The sequence below is a fragment of the Streptosporangium sp. G11 genome, assembly GCF_051192615.1.
Classification (GTDB): domain Bacteria; phylum Actinomycetota; class Actinomycetes; order Streptosporangiales; family Streptosporangiaceae; genus Streptosporangium.
In genome coordinates this window covers 53,169-66,141 of the sequence record NZ_JBPJUQ010000007.1, presented here as the reverse complement: position 1 = coordinate 66,141, position 12,973 = coordinate 53,169, and the positions used below count along the sequence as shown (strand labels likewise).

At 72.4% G+C, this 12,973-nt stretch carries 12 protein-coding genes; 9 read left to right on the top strand and 3 right to left on the bottom strand.

Annotation, left to right across the window (positions count from 1 at the left end; translation table 11 throughout):
* The first annotated feature begins 169 nt into the window (after nucleotides 1-169).
* From ACSDR0_RS09770 to ACSDR0_RS09760, 3 genes are read left to right on the top strand one after another with little or no spacing between them, the layout of a single operon-like run.
* Nucleotides 170-1,180 carry an NAD(P)H-dependent glycerol-3-phosphate dehydrogenase gene (locus tag ACSDR0_RS09770; RefSeq protein WP_435288433.1) on the top strand — a complete coding sequence of 337 codons (1,011 nt, stop codon included), beginning with the start codon at nucleotides 170-172 and terminating at the stop codon, nucleotides 1,178-1,180.
* 16 nt (nucleotides 1,181-1,196) lie between these two features.
* Nucleotides 1,197-2,423 carry a trans-sulfuration enzyme family protein gene (locus ACSDR0_RS09765; protein ID WP_435288432.1) on the top strand — a complete coding sequence of 409 codons (1,227 nt, stop codon included), beginning with the start codon at nucleotides 1,197-1,199 and terminating at the stop codon, nucleotides 2,421-2,423.
* A 49-nt stretch (nucleotides 2,424-2,472) separates the two neighbouring features.
* Nucleotides 2,473-3,582, top strand: coding sequence for a D-alanine--D-alanine ligase family protein (locus ACSDR0_RS09760; RefSeq protein WP_435288431.1), 1,110 nt, complete (start codon nucleotides 2,473-2,475; stop codon nucleotides 3,580-3,582).
* Here ACSDR0_RS09760 and ACSDR0_RS09755 read toward each other — a convergent pair.
* Entirely contained in the window at nucleotides 3,565-4,011 is a 447-nt protein-coding gene (locus ACSDR0_RS09755) for a DUF3515 domain-containing protein (protein ID WP_435288430.1), read from the bottom strand. The genes ACSDR0_RS09760 and ACSDR0_RS09755 overlap by 18 nt on opposite strands.
* 102 nt (nucleotides 4,012-4,113) lie before the next feature.
* Nucleotides 4,114-4,347 carry an Lrp/AsnC family transcriptional regulator gene (locus ACSDR0_RS09750; RefSeq protein WP_435288587.1) on the bottom strand — a complete coding sequence of 78 codons (234 nt, stop codon included), beginning with the start codon at nucleotides 4,345-4,347 and terminating at the stop codon, nucleotides 4,114-4,116.
* Here ACSDR0_RS09750 and ACSDR0_RS09745 point away from each other — a divergent pair.
* The 3 genes from ACSDR0_RS09745 (at nucleotide 4,339) to thiD (ending at nucleotide 7,493) form a co-directional block, all read left to right on the top strand.
* A complete protein-coding gene (locus tag ACSDR0_RS09745; RefSeq protein WP_435288586.1) occupies nucleotides 4,339-5,355 on the top strand; it encodes a thiamine-phosphate kinase in 1,017 nt (338 codons plus the stop codon). The genes ACSDR0_RS09750 and ACSDR0_RS09745 overlap by 9 nt on opposite strands.
* A 225-nt stretch (nucleotides 5,356-5,580) precedes the next feature.
* Complete coding sequence (locus ACSDR0_RS09740) at nucleotides 5,581-6,549, top strand: hypothetical protein (RefSeq protein ID WP_435288429.1); 969 nt, start codon at nucleotides 5,581-5,583, stop codon at nucleotides 6,547-6,549.
* Between the two features lie 134 nt (nucleotides 6,550-6,683).
* Nucleotides 6,684-7,493, top strand: coding sequence for a bifunctional hydroxymethylpyrimidine kinase/phosphomethylpyrimidine kinase (thiD, locus tag ACSDR0_RS09735; protein WP_435288428.1), 810 nt, complete (start codon nucleotides 6,684-6,686; stop codon nucleotides 7,491-7,493).
* Between the two features lie 144 nt (nucleotides 7,494-7,637).
* Here thiD and rpmB read toward each other — a convergent pair whose 3' ends face one another.
* Nucleotides 7,638-7,823: a 50S ribosomal protein L28 gene (rpmB, locus tag ACSDR0_RS09730; protein WP_012894387.1), complete on the bottom strand. Its 186-nt coding sequence runs from the start codon at nucleotides 7,821-7,823 to the stop codon at nucleotides 7,638-7,640.
* Nucleotides 7,824-8,087: 264 nt separating this feature from the next.
* Here rpmB and ACSDR0_RS09725 point away from each other — a divergent pair, with 264 nt between their 5' ends.
* The 3 genes from ACSDR0_RS09725 to rsmD all read left to right on the top strand — a co-directional run bounded on the left by ACSDR0_RS09725 (nucleotide 8,088) and on the right by rsmD (nucleotide 12,966).
* Nucleotides 8,088-9,674 (top strand): DAK2 domain-containing protein, encoded by a 1,587-nt coding sequence (locus ACSDR0_RS09725; RefSeq protein WP_435288427.1) that lies wholly within the window; start codon nucleotides 8,088-8,090, stop codon nucleotides 9,672-9,674.
* 69 nt (nucleotides 9,675-9,743) lie between these two features.
* Nucleotides 9,744-11,915: an ATP-dependent DNA helicase RecG gene (gene recG / locus ACSDR0_RS09720; RefSeq protein ID WP_435288426.1), complete on the top strand. Its 2,172-nt coding sequence runs from the start codon at nucleotides 9,744-9,746 to the stop codon at nucleotides 11,913-11,915.
* 427 nt (nucleotides 11,916-12,342) lie between these two features.
* Complete coding sequence (gene rsmD / locus ACSDR0_RS09715; RefSeq protein ID WP_435288425.1) at nucleotides 12,343-12,966, top strand: 16S rRNA (guanine(966)-N(2))-methyltransferase RsmD; 624 nt, start codon at nucleotides 12,343-12,345, stop codon at nucleotides 12,964-12,966.
* Nucleotides 12,967-12,973: the final 7 nt, after the last annotated feature.

Genomic DNA, 12,973 nt, shown 5'->3' with positions numbered 1-12,973 from the left:
GCCCCACAGGCGTTTCACCTCTCCGCCCTCAGGGCGGGAAGGACGTCGCCGGTCACACCCGTGGTGGCCCGGTCATCGCCGTCGCAGGACACGGCGCCGAACCGTACGGCACCGCGCCGCGCTCTCTCCCCCGCCCCGAGGCGGAGGTTTCCAGGCCCGAGGAGAACCGATGACCAAGGCGGCCGTATTCGGCACGGGCTCGTGGGGGACGACCTTCGGCATGATCCTCGCCGGGGCGGGCACCCGGACGACGCTGTGGGGCCGCAGGCCGGAGGTCGTCGAGGCGATCGACCGGCGGCACGAGAACCCCGACTACCTGCCGGGCGCGGTGCTGCCAGAGGCGATGCGCGCCACCACCGACCCCGCCGAGGCCCTCGACGGCGCCGACTTCGTGGTGCTCGCGGTGCCCTCCCAGACCCTGAGGCAGAACCTGACCAGCTGGAAGCCGCACCTGCCGCCCGACGCCGTGCTGGTCAGCCTGATGAAGGGCATCGAGCTGGGCACCACCAAGCGGATGAGCGAGGTGATCTGCGAGGTCGCCGAGGTGCCCCAGGAGCGGGTCGCGGTGGTGTCGGGGCCCAACCTGGCCGGTGAGATCGTCCGGGGCCAGCCCGCCGCCACCGTGGTCGCCTGCACCGACGAGCGGGCGATGGAGCGCCTCCAGGAGGCCTGCTACCTGCCGCCCTGGTTCCGCCCGTACACCAACCCCGACGTCATCGGGGTCGAGCTCGGCGGGGCCGTCAAGAACGTGATCGCCCTGGCGGTCGGCATCTCGGCGGGGATGGGACTCGGCGACAACGTCGGGGCGATGCTGATGACGCGCGGGCTGGCCGAGATCTCCCGGCTGGGCACGGTGCTCGGCGCGGACCCACACACCTTCGCGGGCCTCGCGGGCATGGGCGATCTGGTGGCGACCTGTACCTCCCCATTGTCCCGGAACCGTACTTTCGGTGAGAATCTGGGGCGAGGCATGACGCTGGCCGAGGTCATCGCCGCCACGAAACAGACCGCCGAGGGGGTCAAATCCTGCGAGTCGGTGCTCGAACTGGCCAGAAAACACGACGTGGAGATGCCGATCACCGAGGTGGTGGTGGCCGTCGTCCACGACGCAATGCCCCCCAGCGAGGCCGCGGTGCTGCTGATGTCGCGGACTCCCAAGCCGGAACGGTACGGCCTGTGAACAGACGGCGTGGTCGATGAACAGACGGATGCGCAGGCGCAAGGGCGAGAACACCCGGTCGGTGCACCTGCCCGCTTTTGAGACACCGCGGCAGACCCCTCTCGGCTCTCCCGTGTGGCGCAGTTCCGCGTGGGGCTTCGGCGACTCCGCCGAGTACGCCGAGGTGTTCGACGAGAAGGGTCCCGGTTACGCGTACGGCCGGATCGACAACCCGACCACCGCCGCCTTCGCCTCGGCGGTGGCCTCCCTGGAGGGCGCGGCGGCGCCCGAGGACGTGGCGGGGCAGGCGTTCGCCTCGGGGATGGCCGCCGTCAACGCCGTTCTGATGACCTTCCTGCGCGCGGGGGCGCACATCGTGGCTCCCACCCCGCTGTACGGCGGGACCCACTCGCTGATCACGAACGTGCTGGCCAGGTTCGGGGTCGGCGCCGACTTCGTCGGCTACGGGGACCTGGCCAGGGTGCAGGCGGCGATCAAACCCAACACGAAGATCATCTATGCGGAGACGCTGTCCAACCCCACCATGGCCGTCTCCGACATCCGGGGCCTCTACCGGATCGCCCGCGCCGCGGGGGCGCTGCTGGTGGTCGACTCCACCTTCGCCACCCCGATCGTGTGCCGCCCCCTCGAACACGGCGCCGACCTGGTCATCCACTCCGCGACCAAGTATCTCGGCGGCCACGACGACTGCGCCGGAGGCGTGACGGTGGGCCGCCCCGACCTGATCGCCCAGCTGCGCGAGGTCCGGATCGACACCGGCGGCTCCCTCTCTCCCGACGACGCGTTCCTGCTCCGCCGGGGGCTGGAGACCCTGCCGCTGCGGGTCCGCCGGATGTGCTCCACCGCGATGGTCTTCGCCGCCGCCGTGGCCAAGCACCCCGCCGTCCGCCGGGTCGACTACCCGGGGCTGCCGGGACACCCCGGCCACCAGCTCGCCAGGCACCTGTTCGACTCCGGTCCCGAGGGCACCAGGTACGGCGCCTGCGTGACGATCACCCCGCGCGGCGGCTACGACGCGGGGGTGGCCCTGGCCGACGCCCTCAAGCTCGTCTCGATCGCCACCTCCGCGGGGGGAACCCGTACCAAGGCCGCGCACGTGGCCTCGACCACCCACCGGAGGCCCGGTGAGGGAGCGGGGATCGACGCGGCGGCGGTCAGGTTCTCCATCGGGCTGGAGGACGCAGAGGATCTCATCATGGACGTGACCAAGGCACTCGACTCGTTACCCGCATCGGGTAGGTAGCGCGTCCAACAGCCGGATTGCCCCCTAACAGGGGGTACATTCGGTCATCATGAGTGAGCAGCACAAACCTCGACCGAGGGTGGCCGTCGTCTTCGGCGGTCGCAACTCCGAGCACGCCGTCTCCATTCTGGGAGCGGGAAGCGTGCTGGGGGTCATCGACAGGTCCAAGTACGACGTGGTCCCCATCGGGATCGCCCAGGACGGCCGGTGGGTGCTCGCCTCGGGGGAGCAGCGCTACGAGATCGAGAGCGGAGAGCTTCCCGCCGTCGATGCGGCGAGCGCGACGCTGGCACTGACGTCCGGCGGCGGCTCGCTGGTGGCGTACGACCCTGGCAGCATCCCCCTGGAGCTCGGCCAGGTCGACGTCGTCTTCCCCGTCATGCACGGCCCCTTCGCCGAGGATGGCACGATCCAAGGGCTGCTGGAGATGGCCGGGGTCCGCTACGTCGGCTCCGGGGTGCTGGCCAGCTCGGTCGGCATGGACAAGGGGTACATGAAGCTGGTCCTCGCCGCCGCCGGCCTGCCCGTCGGCCCGTACGTCACGATCCGTGACCGCGACTGGCGGACCGACAGGGGGCGGGTCCTCAAGGAGGTCCAGGAGCTCGGCTGGCCGGTCTTCGTCAAGCCCGCGCGAGCCGGGTCCAGCCAGGGCATCTCCAAGGCCGCCAATCTGGAGCAGTTGGAACAGGCCATCGAGTTCGCCCGCGAGCACGACCCCAAGGTGCTGGTCGAGGCCGCCGTCACGGGCCGCGAGATCGAGTGCGCGGTGCTGGAGTCGCCGGGCGACGAGGCGCCCAGGGCCAGCCTGCCCGGAGAGGTGCTGGTCCACGGAGACCACGAGTTCTTCGACTTCGAGGCCAAGTACATCGGCGATGACATGTCCCTGTCCGTGCCCGCCGACATCCCCCAGGAGACGGCCGAGGAGCTGCGGGCGATGGCCGTCCGCGCCTTCGAGGCGCTGGGCTGCGAGGGCCTGGCGCGGGTCGACTTCTTCTACACCCCCGACCGGCGGCTGATCGTCAACGAGATCAACACCATGCCGGGCTTCACCGCGATGTCGGTCGCGCCGCAGCTGTGGGCCGCCACCGGGGTGTCCTACGCCGAGCTGGTCGACCGGCTGATCCAGCTCGCGCTCGGACGCTCACCCGGTCTGCGGTAGGGCGCCCTTGATGGGGGCCGCGAGGTCGATCAGCACGTTCTGCGGGGTGTGCTCCCGCGCGATCGTCACCTCGACGTAGGCCTCCCTGCCGATCGCCGTGAACAGCGTCGGCCTGGCCGGGTCGGCGTACCACGCCACCCCGTCGATCTCGGGCACCTGGTCGGTCGGTGACATCGTCACCGGTCGCGGCACCCCGCAGCGCAGGGCGATGCGCGCCTCCCCCCACACGGCGACGTAGGGGGAGGCGGGGGTGGACTCCGCCCGGTCCGCGCCGTCGAGTTTCTGCGGGAGCCGCTCGGCGAGCGTCCGGCACGCGGCGGCGGCGGGTCCGTCGGGGGTCGGAGGCTCGACCCGGACGGCGCCGCCGCAGCCCACCAGGATCAGCAGGGCGCAGGCGCACCCCGCCCGGAGGGCGAACCGCAGTGGCATGTCACGTTCCAGACGGTCGGATGCGGACTCGGAGGCTCGGATGGGAGTCCGGGCAAGGCCTCGGTCCCGAGCGCGGCCTCGGACACGGACTCCGGTGTGGGCTCAGATGTGGACGATGGGACACGTCAGCGTACGCGTGATCCCCTCCACACCCTGAATCTGCGCCACCACGAGCTTCCCCAGCTCGTCGACGTTGCGGGCCTCGGCGCGCACGATCACGTCGTACGGCCCGGTGACGTCCTCGGCCTGCGTGACACCTGGGATGCCCGCGATCTCCGAGGCCACGTTGGCGGCCTTGCCGACCTCGGTCTGGATAAGGATGTAGGCCTGCACCATAACGACCTCCCGGGCGATTGGATCAGTGCCGAAGGGCCACCGTACCCTGTGATGAACGGGAGGTGTGTCATCACAGTCGGAGATCTCGGCGAATTCGGGGTTGTTGCACGTATTGCCGGACGTTTGCCACAAGGTAGGACCGTGTTGCTCGGCCCCGGGGACGACGCCGCGGTGGTGGGCGCTCCGGACGGGCGGGTCGTCGTGACGACCGACCTGTTGATTGAGGGTAGGCACTTCCGCCGCGATTGGTCCAGTGGCTACGACATCGGACGCAAGGCCGCGGCGCAGAATCTCTCCGACGTCGTGGCGATGGGGGCCGATCCCACCGGTCTCGTGGTCGGCCTCGGACTGCCCGCCGACGCAGCCGTCGGCTGGCTGGACGACCTCACGGACGGCTTCCGCGACGAGTGCGACCTCGTCGGCGCCAGCGTGGCGGGCGGCGACGTCACCCGCTGCGACCTCGTCGTGGTCGCCGTCACCGCCCTCGGCGACCTGGGCGGCCGGACACCGGTCACGCGGTCGGGAGCCCGTCCCGGTGACGTGGTCGCGTTCGCGGGCCGTCTCGGGCACGCCGCCGCGGGGCTCGCGCTGCTCCGCGCGGGCCTGGCCGGGCCGGTGGAGCTGATCGACGCCCACCGCCGCCCGCTTCCCCCCTACGCGCGAGGCCCGGAGGCCGCCGCGCTCGGCGCGACCGCCATGCTCGACGTGAGCGACGGCCTGCTCCAGGATCTGGGCCACGTGGCGGCCGCGGCGGGGGTCTCGCTCGTCCTCGACCCGGAGGCGTTCACCGTCCCACCGGCGATGCGGGAGGCCGCCCTGCTGCTCGGCGCCGATCCGATGGAGTGGGTGTTCTCCGGCGGCGAGGACCACGCGCTCGCCGCGACCTTCCCGGCTCACGTACGGCTCCCCGAGGGCTGGAACGTGGTGGGCCACGTCATCGAAGGGGAAGGTGTGCAGGTCAAGGGCCTCTCGCTCGATCGCGGAGGCTGGGATCACTTCCGGGAGTGATGCTTACCACCTCCTGTGATATTTGTGAAAATTGCGACAAACGGTTACCTAACTGGTATGAAGATGGGCGGTCGAGTTTCCCTTCGAGAAAGGGGCCGTATGGGCCGCCACGGGGCAAACGGGGAAGAGGCTTCCCTGAACCGGGGTAAACGCGGGCCGGAGTCCGCTCCGGAATCCGGTCGTGAGGACGAGCCGCTCGGGCGCCGGCTCCGTCCGGAGGAGTCGGTGGTCGCCGAGACCCGGACGGGTTTCCTGGGGTCGGGATGGACTTCGGAGTCCGAGCTGTCCGACACGTCCAAGGAGTCCACCGGGTTCGACCCGTGGCCCGAGGACGAGGAGAGGTCCGGCGGGCGGGTCAGGAAGACGTTGCTGACCGTCGCGGCGGTGGCCGTGGTGCTCGGCGGGACCGTGTTCGGCGTCCGGGCCCTGGCCGGGTCGCAGGGCCCCGCGGACTGCCCGCCCGCCGGTTGCGTAGCGGCGGCGTCGAACCAGCCGGTACCGGAGGCCGACGCCACCGAGCCCGCCGAGGAACCGGCGGAGGAGTTCGCCGAGGAACCGGCGCCGGACGACGAGACCTCGAAGACCGGCGACGAGACGCCGGAGCCGGGTGACGAGCGGGCGAGGTCCACCCCCGCCCCCGACCGCCCCTCCACCCGCGGGGGAGGCGGGGTCACCTCCACCCCCCGGCCCACACCGACGCGGAAGGCCACCCGCGCGCCCCTGGACACCGACGAGTCGTCACTCGCCGACGAGTCCGCCGACGAGGCCGAGCCCAGCCCCACCCCCGAGCCCCTCGTCGGCGGCGACCGGACACCGCCCACCGAGCAGCCCCTCAGCAGCGCCGAGCCCGATCCCGTGCCCAGCGAGACGACCTCCGGCGGGCCCCCGCTCGCGGGGGGCGCCGCGATCACGGTCGGCGCCGACGTCGTGAGCGACAGGTCGCGGACCTACACCGTCGAGCTCGTGGTCGTCGCGAAGGAAAGTGTCGAGAACCTGAAGGTGAGCGTGCCGGTCAGCGGGGAGGTCTCCTCGGTGAACGGAGCCGACTGGGAGCAGGTCGGCGACAACCTGGTCATCGAGTCCCCGGAGGGGCTGGGGGCCGGTGAGGAACTCGTCGTCACCTTCACCGCGAGCGGTGACGCGGAGGTCCCGGCGAGCTGCCGGAGCGACCAGGGAGAGTGCGCCGTCACCTGACCCGGGTGTCGCGTGCCGGAGCCGCCGGGGCCGTCGGGGAAGGCGCCTTGGTCCCGGGGAGCGGCGTCGGAGGCCGTCCGGAAGCGGCGGGAAAGCCGAGGGAGCGCTTCGCGGGCTGGAGCGGGGCTGGTTGGATGGGGAACATGACCGTTTTGACCCCCCCTCGCGTGCTGACCGTCGCCGGCTCCGACTCCGGAGGCGGCGCGGGTGTCCAGGCCGACCTGAAGACCATGCTGGCCCTCGGCGTGCACGGCATGAGTGTGATCGCCGCGGTGACCGCACAGAACTCGGTGGGCGTGCAGGGCTACTGGGAGCTTCCCCCGGAGGCGGTACGGGCCCAGCTCGACTCGGTGCTCGGTGACATCGGGGCCCAGGCGGTCAAGACCGGCATGCTCGCCTCACCGGTGCTGGTGGAGACCGTGGCGGAGGTCCTGGCGGGGCTGGACGTGCCCGTCGTGGTCGATCCCGTCGGGGTCTCCAAGCACGGCGACGCGCTCCTCGCCCCCGAGGCCGTGGAGACGGTGAGGTCACGCCTGCTGCCCACGGCCACGGTGGTCACCCCCAACCTGTGGGAAGTCCTGCAGCTCACCGGGGTGAAGGTCGAGGACGAGGCCGACCTGCGCCGTGCCGCCGACGCGATCCTGGAACTCGGGCCCGTGTGGGCGCTCATCAAGGGCGGCCACCTGCCGGGTGCCCCGGTCGACCTGCTGACCGACGGAACGCGGGAGTTCCGCTTCACCGCGGAGCGCCACGACAACCGGCACACCCACGGCACGGGCTGCACCCTGGCCTCCGCGATCGCCTCCCACCTCGCCCTCGGCGAGGACGTCCCGTCCGCGGTGGAGAAGGCGAAGGCGTACGTCACCGGCGCGATCGCGCACGGCTTCCCCCTGGGCGCGGGCATCGGCCCCGTGGACCACGCCTGGCGCCTGCGCGCCTCCTGACAGGGAACGGCCTCCCGAACGGAACGGTCTCCCCGCGGAACGGTCCCCTGGAAGGGGCGGTCTTCCGGAGGGAACCGAGGCCCGCCGGGAACGGCGAAGCCCGCCGCCCCATCGAGTGGGACGGCGGGCTTCGCGGAGGTCTGGCTAGCGGGTGACCTTGCCGGCCTTGATGCAGGAGGTGCACACGTTCAGCCGCTTCGGCGTGCCGTTGACCACTGCGCGCACGGGCTGGATGTTCGGGTTCCAGCGGCGGCGGGTGCGGCGGTGCGAGTGGGAGACGTTGTTGCCGAAGGTCGGCTTCTTAGCGCAAACGTCGCAGACGGAAGCCACGGTTCGCTCCTTATATCAGTCGAGAGGCTCGATCCGCCGCACTGGCGGCGGTCATCGGGCACGCCGGGACGACCGGCTGGCCACACGAGGATATCCGATGTCCGGCCCTGCACGCGAACGCGAGCCGCCGTGAACGGCCGAACGGGATAATCTCCGGAGGCAACCGTAGCGCATTCCGGGACACGCCACGGCGGGTCTCCTCCGGAAAACGGCGAGGGTGTCCGGCGGGAGGCGAGCGGGAGCCCGGAGAGCAGGAGGGCAGGAATGCTGCAGGTTCTCGACCCGCTCGCGGTGCGCAGGTGGTCGCGGCTGGCCGCCGAGACGCTGGGGAGGGCACGCGAGGAGATCGACGCGCTCAACGTCTTCCCCGTGCCCGACGGCGACACCGGCACCAACCTGCACCTGACCATGCTCTCCGCCGCCGAGGCGCTCGACGGGCTGCCCGACGACGCCGGGGCCGAGGCCACCTGGCGGGCGTTCGCGCAGGGGGCCCTGCTCGGCGCCCGCGGCAACTCGGGGGTGATCGTCAGCCAGGCGCTGCGCGGCCTCGCCGAGGTGCTCAGGGAGGCCGAGGGGCGCGGCGCCGATCTCGGGCGGGGCCTGGTCAGGGCCGCCGAGCTGGCCCGCGCCGCGGTGTCCAGGCCGGTCGAGGGCACGATCCTGAGCGTCCTGACGGCCGTGGCCGCGGCCGTGCGCGACGGGCGGGAGGATCTCGCCTCGGTCGCGAGGAGAGCGGCGGGGGAGGCGCGCTCCGCGCTGCGCCGCACCACCGAGCAGCTCGACGTGCTGGCCCGCGGCGGGGTGGTCGACGCGGGCGGCGCGGGCCTGACGATCATCCTGGAGAGCCTCGCCGCCGTCGTCACCGACTCCTACACCGGGCGGGTGGACATCCCCGCCCCGGCCCACCGGGTCGTCCCGGAGACCCCCGTCGCGGCCCAGGGGGGCGGGGACGGGCCCGGCTACGAGGTCATGTACCTGCTGGACGCCGGAGCCGAGGAGGTCGCCGCGCTGCGCGAGGAGCTCGACGCGCTCGGCGACTCACTGGTGATCGTGGGCGGGGACGGCCTGTGGAACGTCCACGTCCACACGGACGACGCGGGCGCGGCGATCGAGGCGGCCATGAGGCTGGGCCGCCCCCACCGGATCAAGGTGACGTACCTGGTCGGCTCGGACAGGACCCATCCGGCCGCGCGGGGGAGGGGCGTGGTGGCCGTGGCCGCGGGGCCCGCGCTGGCGGCGGTGTTCGAGGAGGCGGGGGCCGTGGTCGTCCGGCGCGAGCCCGGCTCCAGTCCTCCGCTGGCGGCGCTGCTCGCCGCCGTCCGCGAGGCCGGATCCGAGGTCGTGGTCCTGCCCAACGACAGCGGGACGCGCGAGGTCGCGGCCGCCGCCGCGGAGATCGCCAGGGAGGAGGGCCTGGTGGTCGGCGTCATCCCGACCAGGGCCTCGGTGCAGGGCCTGTCGGCCCTGGCCGTCCACGACCCGCTGCGCCGCTTCGACGACGACGTGGTGGCCATGACCGAGGCCGCCGCGCACACCCGCCACGGGCACGTCTGGGTGGCCGACCGCGAGGTCATGACGAGCGCGGGCCTCACCGCGCCCGGCGACGTCCTGGGAGTGGTCGACGGCGACGCCGCGCTGATCGGCACGGACCTGCGGGAGGTCGCGCTGGAGGTCGTACGCCGCATGGTCTCCTCCAGCAGCGAGCTGGTGACCGTCCTGGAGGGCGCCGACGCCCCCGAGGGGCTCGCCCGCGCTGTACACGACCATCTGGCCGAGACCAGGCCGGACATCGAGGTGGTCCGGTACGAGGGCGGCCAGGGCGGCTACCCGCTGCTGATCGGCGTGGAATGAGCCGGTCCCGGGCGGCCGGGTAGGTCGTGGCGGGTGAATTCTGTCGCCGCGGCACGGTAGAAAACGGGGGTGACGAGCTTCGACGAGCCGCTGACGAAGGCGCTTGACCCCAAGACGGCCAAGCTGCTGGAGAGCGTTCTCGACCTGCGCGCCGTCGGCGATCTGCTGCGGCACTACCCGCGGCGCTACGCCGAGCGGGGCGAGCTGACCGACCTCGACGACCTGCAGGTCGACGACCACGTCACCGTGGTGGGCGAGGTCACCAGGGCCATGCGCAGGCCGATGCGCAACAAGGGCGGCACCTGGCTGGAGGTCGAGGTCGTCGACGCCCGGGGCAGCAAGATCTACCTGTCGTTCTTCGGGAAGACCTCCCACATCGCGGAGACGCGGCTGAAGCCGGGCAGGCGCGGCATGTTCGCCGGGAAGGTCGGCGCCTTCGGCCAGGGCGAGAAACGCAAGTGGCAGCTCTCCCACCCCGAGTTCGAGATGATCGAGGAGAGCGAGACGGGCGCCGAGGAGTTCGCCGCCGCGCTCGTGCCGATCTACCCGGCGGGCAAGGACGTGACGCCCTGGGCCATCCGCAGGGCTCTGGGCGTCGTCCTCGACACGATGGGCGAGCTCGACGACTCGCTCCCCGCGGAGCTGCGCGCCCGGCACGGGCTCCCCGGCCTGTCCGACGCGCTGCTGGCGATCCACCGCCCGCGCGACCACGCCGACGTGGCCAGGGCGCGCAAGCGGCTCAGGTTCGACGAGGCGTTCCTGCTCCAGGCGGTGCTGCTGCAGCGCCGGATGGCCGCGGCCTCCTGGCCCGCCACGCCCCGGCCCGCGATCTCCGGCGGGCTGCTCGCCGACTTCGACGGACGGCTGCCGTTCGAGCTCACCGAGGGGCAGCGCGACGTGGGCGAGGAGATCGCGGCGGACCTGGCCCTGCCCCACCCCATGCACCGGCTGCTCCAGGGCGAGGTCGGCGCGGGCAAGACCATCGTCGCGCTCCGGGCGATGCTCCAGGTGGTCGACGCCGGGGGGCAGGCCGTGCTGCTGGCCCCCACCGAGGTGCTCGCCCAGCAGCACCACCGGTCGATCTCGGCCATGCTCGGAGACCTGGCCACCGGCGGCATGTTCGGCGGCACCGTGGTCGCCCTGCTGACCGGCTCGCTGGGCGCCGCGGCCCGCCGCTCGGCCATGCTCGACGCGGCCTCGGGCGCGGCGGGCATCGTCGTCGGCACCCACGCGGTCCTGCAGGAGCGCGTCCAGTTCGCCGACCTCGGCCTGGTCGTGGTCGACGAGCAGCACCGGTTCGGCGTCGAGCAGCGTGACGCGCTCCGCGAGAAGGCCGGGGGCGGCCGGCCGCACGTGCTCGTCATGACCGCCACGCCCATCCCCCGCACCGTCGCCATGACGGTCTTCGGCGACCTCACGGTCTCCACGCTCTCCCAGCTGCCCTCGGGCCGTGCCCCGATCACCACGCACGTGGTTCCCGCCGCGGAGAAGCCGCACTTCCTCGACCGGGCCTGGACACGGCTGCGCGAGGAGATCGAGCTGGGCCGCCAGGCCTACGTCGTGTGCCCGCGCATCGGTGACCTGGAGGGAGACGAGGGCGACATGTCGAAGGCCGACGACGAGCGCAGGCCGCCGCTGGCGGTGCTCGACGTGGCCGAGACGCTCTCGCAGGGGCCGCTGCACGGGCTCCGTACGGAGGTGCTCCACGGCAAGCTCCCGCCGGAGGAGAAGGAGGCGGTGATGAAGGCCTTCACCAGGGGGGAGATCGACGTGCTGGTGGCGACCACGGTCATCGAGGTCGGCGTCGACGTCCCCAACTCCTCGGTCATGGTGATCATGGACGCCGACCGGTTCGGCGTCTCCCAGCTCCACCAGCTCCGCGGCCGGGTCGGGCGCGGCGGGCTGCCCGGTCTGTGCCTGCTGGTGACCGACTCCCCGGGGGGCACGCCGGCCAGGGCGCGGCTCGACGCCGTGGCGGCCACCCTGGACGGCTTCGAGCTGTCCCGTGTCGACCTGGAACAGCGCAGGGAGGGTGATGTGCTCGGTGTGGCCCAGTCGGGGCGCAGATCGTCGCTGAAGATGCTCAGGCTCCTCCGCGACGAGGACGTCATCCACGCCGCGCGCCTGGACGCCGAGGCGATGCTGGAGGCCGACCCCGAGCTGGCGGGGCATCCCGTGCTCCGTGCGGAGATCGACAGGCTCCTCGCGGACGAGCGCGCGGAATACCTGGAGAAGGCCTGAGGGCGCCGGGTGGCGGTGGCGTGTCCGGGATTTCCTCGGGGCCTCCGGGGCTTTGGGGGCCTCCGGGGTCTTGAGGGCCCGGGGCCCAACTGCGGGGACGGCCTCCCCCCGAATGCCGTCCCCGCTTGGGCCCACTCCCGGGTCAGGTGCCGAGAGCACCGGCGTGCGGAAGGGCTCACGATCACGCCGGTCGGCCTCCCCCTGGGTCACTTGGAGGCCGCAGGAATCATCATGCAAGGGACGGGCACCGGACGGAACGACCCTTACGCTTTCGTCGCCACTCCTTGCCCACTCTTGACCTAGATCACCTACCAGGACCCTTTTGACCTGCGGTTATGTGATGCGTCGCGACACGCCGGGCTGCGCACGACGCCCCCGGGGGCGGGAGCGGGAACGATGGCGCGAACGTCACTGAGAGGATGACCGGGTGAGCCGAGTCATCGCGGGAAGCGCAGGAGGACGGCGGCTGGCCGTGCCGCCGGGGCGGGGAACCCGCCCCACCAGCGACCGGGCCAGGGAGGGGATCTTCTCCACCGTGGGGTCGCTGATCGGCCCGCTGGAGGGGTGCCGGGTGCTCGACCTCTACGCGGGGTCGGGGGCGCTCGGGCTCGAGGCGCTCTCGCGGGGGGCCGATCACGCGCTTCTCGTGGAGTCGGACGCCAGGGCGGTCCGGACGATCAGGCAGAACGTCGCCTCGCTGGGACTGCCGGGGGCCGAGGTCGCCGCCGACAGGGTGGAGCGGCTGCTGGCCAGGGGCCCGGGAGGCGCCGGGGACGCGAGGGCCGCCGGGGACGCAGAGCGCGCGGAAGACGCCGGGAGGCCGTACGACCTCGTCCTCGCCGACCCGCCGTACGCGGTGGGCGCCGAGGAGGTGGAGACGGTGCTCGGGCTGCTGCGCGACCGGGGCTGGCTGGCCGAGGACGCGCTGGTCGCGGTGGAGCGGGAGAGCAGGGGGAAGGGTCTGGTCTGGCCCTCGGGGTACGAAGAGGAGAGGGTCCGTCGTTACGGCGAAGCGTCCGTTTGGTACGGTCGCGCCGCCGGGAATCCTTAGAGCAGGG

Coding starts and splice junctions, on each gene's coding strand:
- ACSDR0_RS09755 (WP_435288430.1), bottom strand. CDS start 4,011: ATGCCACTGCGGTTCGCCCTCCGGGCGGGGTGCGCCTGCGCCCTGCTG.
- ACSDR0_RS09725 (WP_435288427.1), top strand. CDS start 8,088: ATGCTGCAGGTTCTCGACCCGCTCGCGGTGCGCAGGTGGTCGCGGCTG.
- ACSDR0_RS09770 (WP_435288433.1), top strand. CDS start 170: ATGACCAAGGCGGCCGTATTCGGCACGGGCTCGTGGGGGACGACCTTC.
- ACSDR0_RS09760 (WP_435288431.1), top strand. CDS start 2,473: ATGAGTGAGCAGCACAAACCTCGACCGAGGGTGGCCGTCGTCTTCGGC.
- ACSDR0_RS09765 (WP_435288432.1), top strand. CDS start 1,197: ATGAACAGACGGATGCGCAGGCGCAAGGGCGAGAACACCCGGTCGGTG.
- thiD (WP_435288428.1), top strand. CDS start 6,684: ATGGGGAACATGACCGTTTTGACCCCCCCTCGCGTGCTGACCGTCGCC.
- ACSDR0_RS09750 (WP_435288587.1), bottom strand. CDS start 4,347: ATGGTGCAGGCCTACATCCTTATCCAGACCGAGGTCGGCAAGGCCGCC.